This is a genomic window from Saccharothrix sp. BKS2, from assembly GCF_047689505.1.
GTDB lineage: Bacteria > Actinomycetota > Actinomycetes > Mycobacteriales > Pseudonocardiaceae > Actinosynnema > Actinosynnema lopnurensis.
Genome location: NZ_JAUQOL010000005.1, coordinates 465,947 through 483,743, shown reverse-complemented (window position 1 = coordinate 483,743; position 17,797 = coordinate 465,947). Strand labels below are relative to the sequence as shown.

The 17,797-nt window shown below is 70.1% G+C and carries 15 protein-coding genes; 10 read left to right on the top strand and 5 right to left on the bottom strand.

The annotated features are described in order from the left end of the window. Window positions 1-185: 185 nt before the first annotated feature. The gene (locus tag Q5530_RS13230) at window positions 186-3,185 is read right to left on the bottom strand and encodes a tetratricopeptide repeat protein (protein WP_415362485.1); all 3,000 of its coding nucleotides are present in this window, start codon (window positions 3,183-3,185) and stop codon (window positions 186-188) included. A 495-nt stretch (window positions 3,186-3,680) separates the two neighbouring features. Between Q5530_RS13230 and Q5530_RS13225 the strand changes: the two genes are divergently transcribed. Continuing rightward, on the top strand, window positions 3,681-4,835 hold the full coding sequence (locus tag Q5530_RS13225) for a hypothetical protein (protein WP_415362484.1): 1,155 nt from the start codon (window positions 3,681-3,683) through the stop codon (window positions 4,833-4,835). Between the two features lie 37 nt (window positions 4,836-4,872). Here Q5530_RS13225 and Q5530_RS13220 read toward each other — a convergent pair whose 3' ends face one another. From Q5530_RS13220 to Q5530_RS13210, 3 genes are all read right to left on the bottom strand, one after another. Then, a complete protein-coding gene (locus tag Q5530_RS13220) occupies window positions 4,873-5,391 on the bottom strand; it encodes a helix-turn-helix domain-containing protein (RefSeq protein ID WP_415362483.1) in 519 nt (172 codons plus the stop codon). Then, window positions 5,277-5,606, bottom strand: a complete 330-nt coding sequence (locus tag Q5530_RS13215; protein ID WP_415362482.1) for a helix-turn-helix domain-containing protein — start codon at window positions 5,604-5,606, stop codon at window positions 5,277-5,279. The genes Q5530_RS13220 and Q5530_RS13215 overlap by 115 nt, the downstream gene beginning before the upstream one ends. Window positions 5,607-5,779: 173 nt before the next feature. Next, window positions 5,780-6,739, bottom strand: a complete 960-nt coding sequence (locus Q5530_RS13210) for a helix-turn-helix transcriptional regulator (RefSeq protein WP_415362481.1) — start codon at window positions 6,737-6,739, stop codon at window positions 5,780-5,782. Between the two features lie 165 nt (window positions 6,740-6,904). On the opposite strand from Q5530_RS13210, the gene Q5530_RS13205 reads away from it, so the two are divergent. The 5 genes from Q5530_RS13205 to Q5530_RS13185 all read left to right on the top strand — a co-directional run bounded on the left by Q5530_RS13205 (window position 6,905) and on the right by Q5530_RS13185 (window position 15,007). Further along, complete coding sequence (locus Q5530_RS13205) at window positions 6,905-8,656, top strand: S8 family peptidase (RefSeq protein ID WP_415362479.1); 1,752 nt, start codon at window positions 6,905-6,907, stop codon at window positions 8,654-8,656. A gap of 513 nt (window positions 8,657-9,169) precedes the next feature. Next, window positions 9,170-12,316 (top strand): isoleucine--tRNA ligase, encoded by a 3,147-nt coding sequence (gene ileS, locus Q5530_RS13200; RefSeq protein WP_415362478.1) that lies wholly within the window; start codon window positions 9,170-9,172, stop codon window positions 12,314-12,316. Window positions 12,317-12,501: 185 nt separating this feature from the next. Next, entirely contained in the window at window positions 12,502-13,338 is an 837-nt protein-coding gene (locus Q5530_RS13195; RefSeq protein WP_415362477.1) for a MerR family transcriptional regulator, read from the top strand. A gap of 483 nt (window positions 13,339-13,821) precedes the next feature. Beyond that, the gene (locus Q5530_RS13190; protein ID WP_415362476.1) at window positions 13,822-14,352 is read left to right on the top strand and encodes a transporter substrate-binding domain-containing protein; all 531 of its coding nucleotides are present in this window, start codon (window positions 13,822-13,824) and stop codon (window positions 14,350-14,352) included. A 118-nt stretch (window positions 14,353-14,470) separates the two neighbouring features. Beyond that, on the top strand, window positions 14,471-15,007 hold the full coding sequence (locus Q5530_RS13185; protein WP_415362475.1) for a hypothetical protein: 537 nt from the start codon (window positions 14,471-14,473) through the stop codon (window positions 15,005-15,007). Window positions 15,008-15,083: 76 nt separating this feature from the next. On the opposite strand, the gene Q5530_RS13180 is transcribed toward Q5530_RS13185, so the two are convergent. Then, window positions 15,084-15,464 carry a hypothetical protein gene (locus tag Q5530_RS13180; protein WP_415362474.1) on the bottom strand — a complete coding sequence of 127 codons (381 nt, stop codon included), beginning with the start codon at window positions 15,462-15,464 and terminating at the stop codon, window positions 15,084-15,086. Window positions 15,465-15,654: 190 nt separating this feature from the next. On the opposite strand from Q5530_RS13180, the gene Q5530_RS13175 reads away from it, so the two are divergent. From Q5530_RS13175 to Q5530_RS13160, 4 genes are all read left to right on the top strand, one after another. Next, window positions 15,655-16,611, top strand: a complete 957-nt coding sequence (locus Q5530_RS13175) for a helix-turn-helix domain-containing protein (RefSeq protein ID WP_415362473.1) — start codon at window positions 15,655-15,657, stop codon at window positions 16,609-16,611. 237 nt (window positions 16,612-16,848) lie between these two features. Further along, window positions 16,849-17,022: a hypothetical protein gene (locus Q5530_RS13170; RefSeq protein ID WP_415362472.1), complete on the top strand. Its 174-nt coding sequence runs from the start codon at window positions 16,849-16,851 to the stop codon at window positions 17,020-17,022. Beyond that, window positions 17,019-17,168 (top strand): hypothetical protein, encoded by a 150-nt coding sequence (locus Q5530_RS13165; RefSeq protein ID WP_415362471.1) that lies wholly within the window; start codon window positions 17,019-17,021, stop codon window positions 17,166-17,168. Before Q5530_RS13170 ends, Q5530_RS13165 begins: the two co-directional genes overlap by 4 nt. A 156-nt stretch (window positions 17,169-17,324) precedes the next feature. Beyond that, window positions 17,325-17,459 (top strand): hypothetical protein, encoded by a 135-nt coding sequence (locus Q5530_RS13160; protein WP_415362470.1) that lies wholly within the window; start codon window positions 17,325-17,327, stop codon window positions 17,457-17,459. Window positions 17,460-17,797 lie beyond the last annotated feature (338 nt).

The following is a 17,797-nucleotide window of genomic DNA, read 5'->3' as shown; positions in this document are numbered from 1 at the left end:
CACGGGGCACCCGCGGTGGAACCGACCGCGGGGATCGGGCACGACAACCCCTGATCTCGGATGTCCGTCAGAACGGGTCAGGCCCACCAGTAGCCTGAAATCCGGCAACCCGACTCCGCCAAACGGGGCGAGGACCAGTCAAGCCCAGCCGCAGTGTGCATTATGATGCCGCGTGCACGCTCTTGCTACAGCTGGGTCAAAGCCTCCCGGGTCGCGGCAACGTCGGGGTGGGCATCTCCGAGAACATTTCGTTGGGCCGCAAGGACTTCAACCAGGAGGTCGGCTGCGGCGCGGTGCTCTCCCGTCCGGGCCCACAGCAGCCCCAACTCGTAGCGGCGGCGCAGGGTGTCCTGGTGGAGCGGGCCGACCATCCGACGCATCCCTTCCACTACTTCCGCCAGCTCAGTCGCCGCCTGCGGATAGTCACCCAGGTCAGTCAGTACGTGGCTGAGGCAATGGTGGGTGGCGATGGTGTCCCGGTGATAGGGGCCGTGGGACCTGATGCGCTCCGTGAGCAGCTCCTGCAGTCCCGCCAAAGCCGTAGTCAGGTCTCCTGCCAAACGCTGGCGGTCGGCAAGGTTGAGGCGGAGCACCGAGACGTCACGGTGGGTCGGTCCGAGTGCGCGGCGCATGTCGTCGAGTACCTCGCGCATCTCGGCCGCCGACTGCGCGTGCCCGACGATCTCCGCACGGAAGGAAGCGAGCGTGCCCCGCAGCTCGAATATCTCGCGGTGCTCGGGACCGAGGATCGGGGTTGTGAGCCGAAGCAACTCCTCGAGCTGACCGACCAGCTTCGCGGTGTTCTCAGTCTTGGATCGCCAATACACGATCTGGTGGCGAGTGTGCAGGACGGGGAGGGTGCCGGGGCCCAGCACACGTTCCTGGTCGGCGAGTGCCTCGGTCAGCACGGTCACGGCCTTTTCCGGATAGCCGGCCTGGCCCCACTGGTAACCGAGGTTGCACCGGGCTGTGATGGCAGTCGGGTGGTCCCGGCCTAGTGCGGAGATGATGTCCGGCACGAGCTCGCTGAGGGCGACCACTGCCTCCTGGGTATGTCCTGCGTCGCCCAGCCACGTCGCGAGCTGGTTGCGCAGTGCGAGAGTGTCGGGGTGCTGCGGGCCGATGTACTCGAGGGCATGTCGGTTCAGCTGCTTGCACAGTCGGATCGCCTCGTCGAGCTGCACGGCCGCGCCGAGACTGGTCATCGTCCGTGTCATGACGGGGTGGATGCCGCGCTGCGGATCCCAGATCGCGGCGGACCAGTTGTGCTGCAGCGCCATCGCGTTCGCGCGCAGGAGCTGGCCGTCGAGCGTGTCGATCGTGGGCCAGATCTCCAGAATGGCGTCGGCGGACGCCCGAGCCACCGCCGTCGACTGGACCTCGCTGAGGCTCTCCCGGACTGCCCGCTGTACGAGGGCGTGAATGCGGATTACCCCGTTCTCATGAGTCACAAGGTGGAACCGGTGCAGTCCGCGCAGCCCGTCACGGATATCGGTGTGGCTCGGCATCCTTCCACACTGCGCAGCGAGGTAGGCCTCCGCGCTCGGCGCCGTGAGTACCGCCTCTGGGATGCCGTTCGGGTTGAGCGCACTGATGATCGCGAGTAGTGGCCGGGCTATCCCCGCTGGCGGCAACTGGTCGGCGGCGTCAATCGACAGGGTCCAGGTCGTGGCGACCGTGCGCGAGTTGCCCTCGTAAAGCGTGTCCGGGTGCGGGAAAAGCTCGGCCAGTCCGCGCCTGCGGTCGGCGAACCGGACCCGGTAGGCGCTGCACGGCAACTCCAGGTCGATCATGTACGCGGCGGCGTGCCCCAGAGCCAGCGGCAGCGCGTCCAAGTCGGCCACCACCCCGCGCACATCGTCGGCCAGATGCGGCCGGGACTTCAGCTTCCTGGTCACATACCCGACCGCCTCGGCCTCGGTGAAAACGTTGACCTCCATGAGAACCCGGCCCGCGAGCAGGTCCGCGTCCCGGCGCCGGGTGGTGACGACCGTCCGTCCGGTCGGCCGGTCGGGCGGCCACAGGTCGCGGATGTCCGCAGGACCGGCCAGGTCGTCCAGGACCACCAGCCATCGCCGAGACGTCGTGGCGAGCCAGGCGAGCAGCCTGCCCGCGGTCCGCTCTGGTTCCTCGTCGCCAGGCCCCAGCTCGAGGTCTGTTCCCGCCTGCACGTAGCCGGACACCACCGAGTCACGGCTCACCGCCGAGATCCACAAGACCAGGTCGGCGTCCCCTCCATCCAGCAGCCGGCGAGCGAACTCTGCCGCGAGCTGAGTTTTGCCGACCCCGCCGAGACCGGCGACGACCTGGGTGAGCACAGTTGTCCGCCCCGGCGTTGCCGCCTGGCTCAGCGCCTTGGCGATAGCCCGCTCCTGGAAGCTGTCCGCGCGGGGCGGAATCGTCCCCACCTGCACCGGAGAGTTGCTGCGGTGTGCCGTGGGTATGCTCGTGCCGGAGTCCATGTCGCCCCGGAGAATGCCAAGCTGCACCCGGGTCAGCTCAGGTCCCACGGTCAGCCCGTCGTCGCGGACGATCCGTTCGTAGGCGGACTGGTACAGGGCCAGCGCCTCCTGGGTGTCGCCGACCGCGTGGAGCGCTCGCATGAGTGTCGCCACCAGCCGCTGGTCGCTGAGGTCGGTGCCGGCCAAATCAGTGAGCGGCTCGACGACGGCCACGGCGTTCCCGGCGGAGAGCTCGGCCACCGACCAGGCGATCACAGTCTCCTTGTGTTCGTGCCGCAATGTCCGTCGCACCCCGACCGCCCACGCGGACCGCAGTCCCGCCAGCGGCTCCCCGCGCCACATACCTACCGCTTCCCGCAGCAGCGCCAAGCGCCGGCCCGCGTCCGTGCGGGCCTGTTGGACGATTCGACGGAGACGGAAGAGATCGACGTGGTCTGCGTCCAGATCGAGGACATAGCCCCCGGCTCGGCTCACGATCGCCACTGCGTCACCGGAATGCCGCGCGAGCAGCCCGCGCAGGACGCTGATGTGCACGTGCAGGGTCCGTCTGGCCTGCTCCGGCCGGTCGTCGCCCCACACCCGCGACAACAGGACCTCTGTGGCCACAGGCTTTCCGGCCGCCACCGCCAGGGCCGCAAGCACGAGACACCGTTGCGGTGGCCCGACCTCGACAACGCTGTCGGCGGTGACCAGTTGCACCGCGCCGAGCAGCCGGATGTCCATGGCAGGCCCACCTCTGTCGCACGACTGTTGCGCTCCGACTATCGGCAGTCGTCAGCAATGCGTTAACAATCCGACTGCAGGTTGGTGGGAGAGTGTCCGTACGGCGGTATGCACGGCCGTGCCGACGAGCGTTCGGAGAACCTTGTGATCATATTCCGAAAGCAGGACGGACGCGTCAAGGTGGCGGCGGCTCCGGGCGCCGTTCCAGTGCCGGTCTTGAGACATGGCACACCTGTTCAGCGGAGGAACTGACCCGGCGTCGGCCAAGGCAAGCAGTGCTGGTGCCGGCGGTGGATGTCGGTCGGCAGGTCAATTGTGATCAGTTGGAGATCTGCACACTGGAGGATCATCCCGGCTCTCCGAGCAAGGTCATTACGCGACTAGATGACGTTCCCGCAGTCGGAATGATTGACTTATAAATTACGACAGACGACGCAATGGGTCGCAACCGGGGGTGCGATCTGCTCGACTCATCCATTCGGCAAAGGATTAACAATGTTTTGCAGTGTGAAAAACAGGGCGATCGCTCTGGCTGTTGCCATCCTTTTCTTGTTGTCGTCCCTCGCGCCCGCTTCGGCGAAATCGCTGGCATGGACGGGCGAGTCGCCAAGTCTGACATCCACCTTCAGCGTGGAATCTCTGGGCGGGGTTTGGCCAGGGCAAAAGCCTGCCGTTATTGCAAAAAACGGCAGGCTTGACATCTTCATGAAAGGATTCGATCAACAACTCTATCACTATTGGCAGGGGCCGGGGCAGTCGTTCCGCCTGGAGTCGCTGGGGGGTTCGTTCTCTTCCTATGCGGGAGTGAGTGCCACGAGTGGGGCCGACGGTTATCGTGACGTCTTTGCGGTCGGTACCGACAAGCGGCTACACCACTACTGGCAGCGCCCTGGAGAGGCGTACTTTCGACACGAAGTACTCGGTGGTGGGCCTTGGAGTGAAACAAGCCCTGTCGAGGCGGTCTCCTGGGGGGCAGGCCGATGGGACGTTTTTGTGGAGCAGATTGATTATGGTTCTCATCTGTACCACTACTGGTACCCGCACCACGAACCAAGCGGTCCAACGGCTGGCCTTGAATACCTCGGCCATCTAGGGGCTTCGGCGAGCGCCATTTCTGCCACGACTTGGCCTGATCGTTTGGATGTATTTGTGTCACTGCCGACTGGTTGCGTGCGGCACTACTGGCAGAACTCTGGCGAGCCATTCCACGTGGAATGCTTGCTGCCAAACTACGGCGGTGGACAGCTGTCTGTCGTTGCGGTTTCAGGGTACCCGGGAAGGCTCGACGTTTTTGCTCCTACCTTCTACGCAGCCGCGAACGCCATCTCTATCGATCACTTTTGGCAGAACCCTGGCTCAGGAGGATGGGGACGAGAAGGCACGACGCTCCCGGCGGCGGTGTGCCGGGTAGAAATGGACGCCGCCACATGGGGTCAGCAACGACTGGACTACTTCACCGTATATCAGGCCAGCTGCCTTGGGGGCACGTTCAACCTTAATCACCACTGGCAGGAAGACGCACCGTTCCAGAATGAGTCACTGGATGGATCCTGGCCGGGAGGTTTCAGCTCGGCGTCCTGGGGTCCGCGTCGATTGGACGTCTTCACCATAGGACACAACCGCGAGCTGTACCACCACTGGCAGGGCTAGTCCCGATGCGGCAGTGGTAGGGCCGACGGCATGCTTGTCACCGTTCTCCGGCAAGGCGTGGCCGACCTGGACGCGGATGTCGTCGGCCCTGCATCCGCTTACCAGGCCGACGATGGAGACCCGGCCCGAGCCCTTGCCCGACACCGACACCGACACCGACACCGACACCGACACCGACACCGACGGGGCGTACCCGCGTCGACCCCGGGTCCGCGTCTTGGGCGGACCCGGCGTCTGACCGGCCTCGTCCTCGAAGCACAACCAGCACTCTGCTCCGCCGCTGCCGTTTTCCCGCAGGCCACGTCTCCCGCCGCCAGGCGAGGACCGCCTCCTCATCGCGTTCGATCGACCGGTGCGCGGGCACCTGCGGCGAGAACCCCGTGCAGTGCAACGGGTACGACACGCCGAGCGGCGTGTAGCGGACGTGGAACAGCCGGGCGATCAGATCGGAGACCCGGGCCAGGGGTCGGCGTTGACCGTCGCGGAACCCGTGCGCGGCGGGACCCCGCTCCAACGCTTCGCCAGCCGGTCCAACCGCCGCCGATCGAGCCGGCACGACGACCCTCCCAGCCCCTTCGACGCCAACCCGGCCTCGCCCTCGACACGCCACCGACGCCGCCAGGTGTAGACCGCGTTGGCCGACACCCCCGGCCGACGGGCGATCTCCCCGACCGGGACGTCCTGGGCGAACCACTCCGCCGCCCGCAACCGGACCTGCTCACGTGTGGCCCTGCCCCGTTCGGACAGCACACCGCCATCGGCGTACCTCATGACTCCGGGATACCCAACCCCAACCCCGGCCATGGTGATTGCGGGCACTCGTCGCGGACAGCGCGATCAATCCTGGCCATTCAACCTCTGTATGTGCTGCGGTTGTACTGCGGTCGACTCGTGGCGGGCAGCACGGGCTGCAGGCCGGCCTGGCGCGTCCTCGGGTGCACCGGTCAGATCCAGCCGCGCCGGGAGGCTTGGAGGGCGGCCTGGAAGCGGGTCGTCGCGTTGAGCGCGGTCATCAGGCTGGTGAGCCTGCGGGTCAGGGTCCGGTCGGCGAGGTCCAGGGCGCGGGAAATCGCCTTGTCCTTCATGCCCGAGGCGAGCATCAGCAGGATCTGCCGGTCGAGGTCGCTCAGGTCGGCGTCGGGCTCCGGACCGATGGGGGTCGCGCGCTCCCACAGCATGTCGAAGCAGGCGGTGATGGTGCTCAGCAGCGGTGACGGGTGGACGAGGATGCGGACGCCGGTCTCGGCTTCCCTGAAGCTGAGCGGGAGCATCGCCACCCGGCCGTCCGCGATGATCATCTTCATCCGGATGTCCGGCAGGGCGCGGGCCTGCTCGCCCTCCGCGATGGAGCGCAGGATCTCCTCGGAGCGGTGGTGCTCGGCGATCGAGGGCGCGTGGTAGATCGCGCGGTAGCGGACGCCGCGGGCCAGTGCCTGCATCTCCGGCGGGTTCACCTCGGGGTGCCCGCTCATGTACGGCGGGCAGTCGACGATGCACACCTCGGATTCCGCGCCGAGCTGGATCCGGGCAAGCTGGCGGCGGATAGCGGCCTGGCCGTCCACCAGTTCGATCAGCTCGGACGTGCGGCCGGTGGGTGCGATGTCGAGGCGCTTGCCGAGGTCGCGTGCGGCGGCGCGCAGGGCCTCCAGGTCCTGCCTGCGCCGCAGGACGAGCGCGTCCACCGCGACCTCGGGCGGCGCGGGCAGGTAGCGGGCCGGGGTGCCCGCCAGGCGGGTGACCAGTCCGCTGTCGATCAGCCGCGCCAGCGGGCGGCGCAGCCGTGCCGCCGAGTCCCCGGTCAGCGCCGCCAGCTCGGTCACCGAGGTCTGCGGGTTGTCGATCAGCACGAGGTAGAGCGCGCTCTCGACGGGCCCGAGACCGAGCGGCTCCAGCAGGGTGTCCATGGCCGGGGGACGTTAGCACTGCTTTGGCCAGTTGTCGCCGATGGCGGGAAGTAGCCACTGGTATCCGCGGGAACGGGGTTATCGTCCTCGGCGGGCGTTGTCTTCAGTTCAACGGAGAACATGAGAATGAACCCTGCATCCTCACGCCGGGGCAGATGCCTCGGCGTGGCGCTGGCCGCGCTGACCATCGCCGGTCTGACCGCGACCGCCTCGTCCGCCACCGCGGCCGAGGTCGCCATCCTCGGTGAAGGCGGTCCCGGCGCCGTCGCCGATCGCTACATCGTCAAGCTCAAGGACCAGACCGGCGCGGTCTCCGCGAGCGCGACCGGCCTGGTCAACACCTACGGTGGCGAGGTCAAGCACACCTACGAGCACGTCCTGCGCGGTTTCTCGGTGGTGATGGGTCAGCGGCAGGCCCGCAGGCTGGCCGCCGACCCGCGGGTGGACTACGTCGAGCAGGTCACCACGGCCCGCATCGCGGACACCCAGACCAACCCGCCGTGGGGCCTGGACCGCACCGACCAGCGGGACCGGCCGCTCAACCAGTCCTTCACCTACCCCGCCGGCGGCGGCGAGGGCGTGACCGTCTACGTCCTCGACACCGGCGCGCGCATGACCCACCGCGACTTCAGCGGCCGGATCAGCGCGGGCCCGGACTACATCGACAACGACAGCAACCCCGCTGACTGCAACGGCCACGGCACGCACGTCGCCGGTTCGGCGGCGGGCACGACCTACGGCGTGGCCAAGAAGGCGCGGATCGTCCCGGTCCGCGTGCTGGACTGCCAGGGCAGCGGCCCGTGGGACACCGTCATCCGGGCCATCGACTGGGTCACGGCGAACGCCGCCAAGCCCGCCGTGGTCAACATGAGCCTCGGCGGCAGCGGCACCCAGACGACCCTGGAGAACGCGGTCCGCAGGTCGATCTCCTCCGGCGTGACCTACGTCCTGGCGGGTGGCAACGACAACTCCGACGCCTGCGGCTTCACCCCCGCCCGCACGCCGGAGGCCATCACGGTCGGCAACAGCACCAACTCCGACACCAAGTCCGGCACGAGCAACTTCGGCCGCTGCCTGGACATCTGGGCGCCGGGCACCAACATCCTGTCCGCCTGGCACACCGGTGACACGGCCACCAACACCATCACCGGGACGTCGATGGCCTCCCCGCACGTCGCGGGCGCCGCGGCCCTGCACCTGGGCGCGACCCCGGGCGCCACGCCGCAGCAGGTCCGGGACGCGCTGGTGAACAACGCGAGCAGCGGCAAGCTGTCCGGGATCGGCACCGGGTCGCCGAACCTGCTCCTCTACACCGGCTACCTCAACGACAGCACGCCGAACGAACCCGTGGTTGCCGAGCCGGGTGACCAGACGACCGGGGTCGGCACCGCGGTGAACCTGCAACTGCGGGCCTCCGGCGGCACGTCGCCCTACCGGTGGTCGGCCCAGGGCCTGCCCGCCGGCCTGTCGCTCGACGCCTCCACCGGCCTGGTCAGCGGCACCCCGACCGCCGCCGCGACGAGCAACGTCGTCGTCACCGCGACCGACGCCGCGGGCAAGTCAGACTCGGCGTCCTTCCGGTGGGTGGTCACCCAGGACGGCGGCGGTGGCTGCGGCACCCACCCGAACACCGAGACGGGCAGGCTGACCAGCGGGGGCAGCACCTACGAGCCCAACGGCACGTACTTCTCGGCGGGCGCGGGCACGCACCGGGCGACGCTGTGCGGCCCCGCGGGCACGGACTTCGACGTCTACCTGCTCAGGTGGAACAACGTCACGTGGGTGACGGTCGCGCAGGGCACCACGCCCGGCAATTCCGAGACCATCACCCACACCGGTGGCGCGGGGCTCTACACCTACCGGATCCTCGCCTACGCCGGCAGCGGCGACTACACCCTGGGCTACACCGCACCGTGACCCCCGCGGCCCGGTCGACCGAACTCTCCCATCACGACGCCCTGAGTTCCGGTCGGCCGGGCCGCGGGTACCGGGCACCGGCACTCGCGCACGGTGCCCGGCCGTGAGAGGCGGCCTTCCGGTCCCTGCGCCGGGGGGCCGCCGACCACGGCGCCGGGCGGACTCGCGGTGCGCACAGCGGTGCGCACGAAGGACCGCCCCTGCTCGCGCGGGGGCAACCGGTACCGGATGGGCTCGCCCGGCGCGTCCGGGAACCGCCGCGATCCTCGACGCGTTAGAGTCCGCGGCACAGGCGTGGATCCGGCATCACCGGGGAGCCTCCGGAAGAACGGGCGACCCCGCCCCAGTAGAACCGGACGTCGTCCGCACGTCACGCGGCTGAACCGAGAGGCACCCGGCCCGCCGGGCGCAAGCGGGGTGGTACCGCGGAGTTCCGGGCACCCGGGCGCTTCGTCCCCGTGCGGGTGGTCGCACCGACCACCCGGCACACGACGAGGCGAGGAGCCCGCGGACATGGGTGAGCACGTTCCGGCGTCCCCGTTCACCGCCCTGCCCACCAGGATCGACCTCGGTGAGCTGGATCGCCGGGTCATCACGTGGTGGCGGGACAACGACGTCTTCGCCCGCAGCCTGGCGCAGACCGCCGGCGGTCCGGCGTGGGTGTTCTACGAGGGCCCGCCCACCGCCAACGGCCGACCCGGCACCCACCACGTCGAAGCGCGCGTCTTCAAGGACGTCTTCCCGCGCTACCGGACGATGAGGGGTTGCTCGGTGCCGCGCCGGGCCGGCTGGGACTGCCACGGCCTGCCCGTCGAGCTGGCGGTGGAGAAGGAACTGGGGCTGTCCGGCAAACCCGACATCGAGAAGATCGGGATCGCCGGGTTCAACGACCGCTGCCGCGAGTCGGTGCTGCGCCACGTCGGCGAGTTCGAGCGGCTCACCGAGCGCATGGGCTACTGGATCGACCTCTCGCACCCGTACGAGACGATGTCGCCCGAGTACGTCGACAGCGTCTGGTGGTCGCTCAAGCGCATCCACGAGGCGGGCAGGCTGGTCGAGGACTTCCGCGTCGCCCCCTACTGCGCCAAGGACGGCACGACCCTGTCCGACCACGAGGTCGCGCAGGGCTACGAGACGGTCACCGACCCCTCGGTGTACGTGCGCTTCCCGCTGGACGCGCCGGTCGCGGGAGTCGAGGGCGCCGAACTGCTGATCTGGACCACCACGCCGTGGACGCTGGTGTCCAACACCGCGGTCGCGGTGCACCCCGAGGTCCCCTACGCCGTCGCCCGGACCGCCGAGGGGACCTTCGTGGTCGCCGGGGCGCGCCTCGAGGCCGTGCTCGGCGCGGACGCGGAGGTGCTCGCCACCGCGGCCGGCGCGGAGTTGGCCGGCCTGCGCTACCGGCGGCCGTTCGACCTGGTCGAGATCCCGGACGCGCACGTCGTGGTGCCGGCCGACTACGTCACCACCACCGACGGCACCGGCCTGGTGCACCAGGCCCCCGCTTTCGGCGCGGACGACCTCGCGGTGTGCCGGGCGAACGGGCTGCCGCTGGTCAACCCCATCGCGCCCGACGGCCGGTTCCTCGACGACGTGCCGCTGGTGGGCGGCGTGTTCTTCAAGGCGGCCGACCCGATCCTGGTCGAGGAGCTGAAGGGGAACGGGACCCTGTTCCGCTACGAGGAGTTCGAGCACCCGTACCCGCACTGCTGGCGCTGCCACACGCCGCTGATCCACTACGCGCAGCCGTCGTGGTACATCCGCACCACGGACGTGCGCGGGGAACTCCTGCGGGAGAACGAGCGGACGAACTGGTTCCCCGGGCACATCAAGCACGGCCGCTACGGCGACTGGCTGGAGAACAACGTCGACTGGGCGCTGTCGCGGTCCCGCTACTGGGGGACCCCGCTGCCGCTGTGGCGCTGCCCCGGCGGCCACGTCACGGCGGTCGACTCGCGTGCCGAGCTGGGGCGCCTGGCCGGCCGGGACCTCTCCGGGCTGGACCCGCACCGCCCGTACGTGGACGCGATCACCTTCGCCTGCCCGGCGTGCGGCGGAACCGCGACCCGCGTCCCCGAGGTCGTCGACGCCTGGTACGACTCGGGCGCCATGCCGTTCGCGTCGCTGGGCTACCCGCACCTGCCCGGGAGCGTCGAGGCGTTCGGGAAGACCTACCCCGCGCAGTACATCTGCGAGGCGATCGACCAGACCCGCGGGTGGTTCTACACGCTGATGGCGATCGGCACGCTGGTGTTCGGCAGGTCCGCCTACGAGAACGTGGTCTGCCTCGGCCACATCCTGGCCGAGGACGGCCGCAAGATGAGCAAGCACCTCGGCAACATCCTGGAGCCGATCCCGCTGATGGACGCGCACGGCGCGGACGCGCTGCGCTGGTTCATGGCGTGCTCCGGTTCGCCGTGGTCGTCGCGCCGGGTGGGGCCGGCGCCGCTGGACGAGATCGTGCGGAAGGTCCTGCTGACCTACTGGAACACCGCGTCGTTCTTCTCGCTCTACGCGGCGGGCACGACGTGGGCGCCGGAGACGGCCCGCCCGGTCGCCGAGCGACCCGTCCTGGACCGCTGGATCCTGTCGGAGGCGCACGCGCTGGTCGCCGAGGTGGGGGAGCGGATGGACGCCTACGACACCGCGCGCGCGGGCCGGCTGCTCGCCGACTTCGTCGACGACCTGTCGAACTGGTACGTGCGCCGGTCGCGGCAGCGGTTCTGGGAGGGCGACCAGGACGCCCTGGTCACCCTCCACGAGAGCCTCGACGTCCTGACCAGGCTGCTCGCACCGATCGTGCCGTTCATCACCGAGGAGGTGTGGCAGCGGGTCGTCCGCCCCGGCAACCCGGCGGCGGCCGACTCGGTGCACCTGGCCCCCTGGCCGGGGTCGGACGGGGAGCTGATCGACCCGGCCCTGCCCGGGGCGGTCGCGACCGCGCGCGCGTTGGCCGAGGCCGGCCGCGCGGCCCGCAAGGCGTCCGGCATCCGGGTGCGCCGGCCGCTGGCCCGCGCGCTGGTCGGCCTGCCGCCGGGCGTCGCGGTGACCCAGGACCTACTCGACGACGTCGGCGACGAGCTGAACGTCAAGGTCATCCAGCCGCTCGACGCGGCGAGCGAGGTCGTGGACGTGCGGGTCAAGGCGAACTTCCGCGAGTTGGGCAAGCGGTTCGGCAAGCGGACCCAGCGGGTGGCCGACGTGATCACCGCCGAGGACCCGGGGGCGGTGGTGGCGAGCCTGCGCGACACCGGGTCGTTCACGGTGTCCCTGGACGGCGAGGCCCTCGCGCTCGGCGCCGGGGACGTGGTGGTGACCGAGGTGCCCCGCACGGGCTGGGTCGTGGAGTCGCAGCGCGGCGTGACCATCGCCCTCGACACCGCGAGCACCCCGGAGCTGGAGGCGGAGGGCATCGCCCGGGACGTGGTCCGCGTGGTCCAGCAGGCCCGACGCGACGCCGACCTGGAGGTGTCCGACCGGATCGCCCTGGTGGTCGGGGCGCCGCGGGAGGTCCAGGAGGCCGTCCGCGCCCACCGGGAGTTCGTCACGCACGACACCCTGGCGAGCTCGTTGACCCTGGTGGACGACCTGGACGCCGGCTTCCCCGGCACGGTGGGCAACGCCGTGGGGATCACCGTGGCGGTTGCCAGGACGTGATTCCCGGGCAGGGTTTTGCGGAACCCTGCCCGTGTGGCAACTGCTCTGTCCTCCACCGGCGCTGGACCGGCCCTCGCACCGGGTACGCGGTGTCGCTGCCGGTGGGACCTGAGCGCCGTGTTGCACCTGCCGCAGCGGCATGTGCTGTTCTTGGAGGCACCACGGCACGAAAGGCTCCGTCCGCGATGCACCTCTCCTTCACGTCTCCCCGCCAGGTCAAGATCGGTGATGCCGCCGCCTTCGCCGGAACGACCCCGCGCGCCATCCGCCACTACCACCAGATCGGTCTGCTTCGTGAGCCCGAGCGCGGAGGGGACGGCCGCCGCCGCTACGGCTACGACGACATGATCCGCCTGCTGTGGATCCGCAGGATGGCGGAGGCCGGCATCAGGCTCGACGACATGCGGGCGGCGTTCGACGAAACCCGGGACATCGAGGAAAACCTGGCTGGACTGGAGGAGGCCCTGGCCGCCCAGGAGGCCGAGATCAGACGTCAACGCGTGGCCGTTCAGCGCCTGCGGGCCGTGGGCAGTCCACTGGGGCTGCTGTCGGACCTGGTGACGGACCGGCTCGGCCACCTGCCTCCCGGCGCGCTGCGTCCCTCCGATGTGGACGCCCTGCTGGTCACGGAACGGATCTTCGGCCCGCTGGGTGCCGCTGTCCAGGCCAGCTCGTTCATCGTGCTGGCCACCCACCCCGACCTGCGGGCCGAGGAAGACCGTCTCGACGCGGCCGAGGCCGCACTCGACGACAGCGTCGAGCCCGATGACCCGCGTGTCGAAGAACTCGCCAGACAGCGGTACACCCACCTCAAGGCCGTGGAAGAGGCCGTCGAGGCCACCGGGCTGGACAGGGCCGAGGAGGAGCTCTTCGAGATCTACGACAACCTCGACGAGGAGCACGAAACGCAGATGAGCGCCTTCGCGGCGTTCACCAAAATGCCGTACGACTTCTCTCCCGCCCGGATGCGCTGCATCGAACGCGCGGGACAACTCCTGGGCCAGGACCTCGCGGACAGCTGACGCCCGTGCGGGGCACCGCAGTGGACCGGCTGCCGGGCCCATCCGCGTGACCCACGGCCTGGTGCGGTCGCCGCCACACCGCGGCCTTCGTCCGCGGACTACCGCGACCCACCGGATGTCCCCCGATCCTGTCCTAGGTGAACCAGCGTGGTGGCCAGGCGGACCGCGGCACAACTGATCTTCCGGCGCCGCACTGGTCACGAGCGCAAGCCGCCACCGTGGTCCGCGGACGCGCGGTTGTGCGTGACGGGCGACAGGGGCGCCGCCCGCCGGCGAGCAGGTGGACGTGCGGTGCCGGATGCCGTCCAGTGGTCCACCGCGACTGACCACGTCGCCTGGGGCAGCGCCTCGCCGACGGCAAGTACGTGGGCTTCGACATGGACGTGGCCCGGTACGTCGCCGCCGCGCTCGGTGCGGCGGAGGAGGACATCACCTGGCGAGGCTCGCCCCTCGGACCGGGAAGCGCTGATCGAGGACGGTTCGGTGGACTTCGTCGTCGCCGCTTACTCCATCACCGAGGAGCGCCGGGAGCGGGTCGCGTTCGGGGGACCCTACTTCGAGACCGGGCAGGGCCTGCTGGTGCGCCTCACCGACACCGACATCACCGGCCCGGCGGCGCTCGACGGCAAGGGGCTGTGCTCCGTGACCAGGTCGACGTCGGCGCAGAAGGTCAGGGACGGCTCCGCGCGCGGCGTGCGGCTGGTCGAGTACGGCGACTACTCGGACTGCGTCACCGCGCTGCTGGCGGGGAAGGTCGACGCGGTCACCACGGACGAGGTCATCCTCGCCGGGTACGTGGCCGCCAACCCGGAACTGCTCAAGCTCGTCGGCGAGCCGTTCACCACCGAGCGGTACGGCATGGGCCTGGCCAAGGAGGACACCGCTGGCCTGGCGGACGTCAACGCGGCCCTGGAGGAGATGATCGGCTCCGGGGAGTGGCGCGCCGCACTGGAGTGCAACCTGGGACCGTCCGGTATGGACCTCCCGGAACCACCGCAGGTGGCCGATGGGTAGCGCGCCGGGGCGTCCGGGCAGGCAACCCGACCCAGGCGGGCACAGCCGACCCCGACGACCTCCCGCGACGGCGATGGCGTGGTCAGCTGGGACCGACCTTCCCGAGAAGAGGCCCACCATGACGATCCAGGCACACCGGACCGAGACGGCGACCGCGATCCGCCAGCCGCGGCGCGGCGCGACCGGGGCCGCCGAGTGGTACCGGCACAACCTCGGCTGGCCGGTGGACATCGCGGGCGGCGGTGTCCACCTCATCCTCACCGGCGGCCTGGCCGCTTTCGAGGTGCCCGCCCACCTGGCCGGAGGAGTCCTCAGGCGCCTGAGCGACCTCGGCGCCGTCGGCCCGGTCCTGCGCACCGGCACGGACAACGACCGGGTAGCCTTCCTCTGCGACGTCGACGACATCGTGTTCGCCCAGGCGGATATGCCGCTCGGGGTCAGGTGCCCGCGGATGGGCGCCGCACTGCCCCTCCCGTCACCGAGACCGTCGAAGTCCTGGCTCGTCGCACCCGACCCGGACCGCCGGTGGTTGCCCTCCGCGAGCGCCGTCCTGCACGCGGTGCGGCACACCACCGCGGCGGCCGCCCGCGCTGTGTCGCCCGGTTTCCCGCGCGCCACGGCGGACAGGACCCGTTCCCGGAAGGACTTCGGGTGACCGACCCGACCACCCCGCCCCACCACCGGCGTGAGCGGGGCGGTCTCGGCCCCGCCTCGGGCACGGCTGACGAGGTTCAGCTGTAGAGAGCACCGACGGCACCGAATGAACAGTTCCACAACTCGATCCGATAAGTTCCGTGCAGGTTGTCCCTCCAGCCGCTGTCCTGCCCGGCGGCACCGGTCCGGCCGCTCGCGATCGAGACTCCGGTGTTGATGTCCTTCACGCGCCAGCTGCACCCGTTCCACGTACCACCGGCGCCGACAGAGTACGAGATCGTGTGGTTGGAGCCTGCGGCGATGGTGGAGCTCTGGCAGTGGCTGGTAACGACGTGGCAGCTCACCGAGGCCATCGTGCCGATGTCGGTCGCAGCGGCGGCCGCCGGGCTTTGGGCCGCGACGACAAACGTGGCCGTGGTCAACGCGCTCGTCAAACCGAAGACTGCAATTTCTCTCATGAATGATGCTCCTTTTCGCGGCCGGGAAGGTGCGTCGGCGCGGTTCGGTCTTGTCTCGTGTCCCAGTTCTAGCCGGAAGGCGCACCTTTGTCGTTGCCGCAGAGCGCACAGTCATACGCACACAGCGCACGTTGACAGGTCCCGCTGCGGCCGGGCACCGTGGAACCACGTCGGGGGAGGCGGGGGAGCCGTGCTCACTGTGTTCGACAGCGCCACGATCGCCGCACCGGAACGCCTGGAGGCGTGGCGGGACATCACCGCCGCCTCGCTGATACCGACTGCGCTCGACAGCCCGGACCCGGAGGCGTTCACCGCTCGCCTCCGTGCCGTGCCGCTCGGAGACGCGCAGGTCACCTCGATGGTCTACACGTCGTTGTCGTCGAGGCGGTCACCGAAGGAGATCCGCAGGTCCGACCCGGAGTACTACCAGGTCGGCCTCATCCGGGCGGGTCGGCAGGACATAGCGCAGAACGACGCTGGCGCCACGCTCCGCCGCGGCGAACTCGTGATCTACGACAGCTCCCGGCCGTTCGAGGCGATCGTCAGCGGGACCTCGCCGGCGGAGACGGTCCTCCTCCAGTTCCCCAGGAGGATGCTGCCCTTGCCCGCCCGCCAGGTGGCCGGCCTCTGCGCCACCTCGCTGCCCGGAACCAAGGGCATCGGCCGCCTCCTCACCGCGTTTCTCGCCTCCCTGGCCGACGGCGGTACCGACTGCACCGAACGCGACGCGCTGCGCCTCCAGGCCATCGTGGTGGACCTGACCACCGCGGTGCTCGCCCACCACCTGGAGCGGGAGAACCCGCCGCTGCGCTCACCCACGCATACCCTCTACCTGCGCATCATCGCCTTCATCGAGGAGAACCTGCACCACCCGGAGCTGCATCCCACCACGATCGCCGTCGCCCACCGGATCTCCCTGCGCTACCTGCACCGCATCTTCCAGCAGCACCACCCCGTCAGCGTCAACGCTCACATCCGCGTTCGCCGCCTGGACCGAGCCCGCCACGACCTGGCCGATCGCCGTCTCGACCACCTCACCATCGCCACCATCGGCCGACGCTGGGGCTTCTCCCGTCCGGCCGACTTCAGCCGCGCCTTCCGGCGCCACACCGGCACCCCGCCTCGCGACTACCGCAACAACACCTGACCCACCCCACCCGCGTGACGAGGGCTCGGGATTCCACCAGGGCGGGCAGGTTGGCGCGTAGGTCGAGGGCGAGACCGGTCGAGCCGGTGCGGTCGCGGACGTGTGGGTGGTGGATCAGGGGGTGTTGTCGTACGCCGACCGTATCGGGACCGGTCAGCGCGACGTGGCCGCCCAGCTCGAAGCCAGGACGGTGGAGGAGCGGAAAGAAGCCGACCTGGCCGGCGTCCTGAACCGGCTGTGCTCGGCGGTGGGCAGCTGGTCAGCGCCGCGTCCGCGCCGACCCACCTGATCGGCTTCATGTGCTTCGACGACCTGCACCACCACCTGGCCCAGTGCTACTTCCGGGTGGTGCTGCACCTGGTCGACGAGGTGGGTGACGGCATCGGCCACTCCTGGTGCTGCGCGGCATGAGCGCGCAGGCGTGCTTCCTGGGCCACTACCGCCAGGCCGCGCGCCTGACCGACGCCGCCGTGGACCGCGTCGGCACGTGCGCGCCGTCCTGCTCGGGCAGGCGGCCGTCGCGCACGCCGCGCTCGCCGATTGGCGGGCGGCCCTGAGCCGGCTGACCGAGGCGGAGAGGCGGCTGGAGACGACCGACGACGGAGCCCCGCGGCCCACCGGGGCATCGCCCGCGCCGACGTGGGGCACCTGGGGCTCAAGCGCCGGCGTTCCTGGGCGACCATCGGCAGGCCGAGGTTTCGCTACGGGGGTCGTTGCGGCACCGGCTGGCGGCCGAGCGCCGTTCGCGCCTGCTGACCGCGCACCAGCTGACCGAGCTGCAACTGCGCGGGGGTGACCCGGAACAGGCGTGCACGACCTGGCGGTACTTCCTCGACGAGTGCTCGTAGGTGCGCTCGGGGCGCATGTGCTCGGCCCTGCACTCCTTCCACGGCCGTCTCCGGCCCTACCGCGGCAACGCCGTGGTCCGCCAGGCGCTGCGGCAGGCGGAGCGGCTGACGGGCCGCGCCACCCGGTCGGGTGGGCGTCGGTGCGCCACCTCCCCCCCGCGGCGGTGAATCCCCACCCACCCGACTCAACCGCTCAACCGGTTCAACACCGGGTCCCGCGCGAGGTCTGTCGGACCTGCCCGGGGCGGCGTTGACTCGGGGGTGGGATTCGTCGCGCACGAGGCGGCCTTGGTCGAGTTGTTGCCCGACACCACGTCGACTCCCGATCAGGCCTGGCG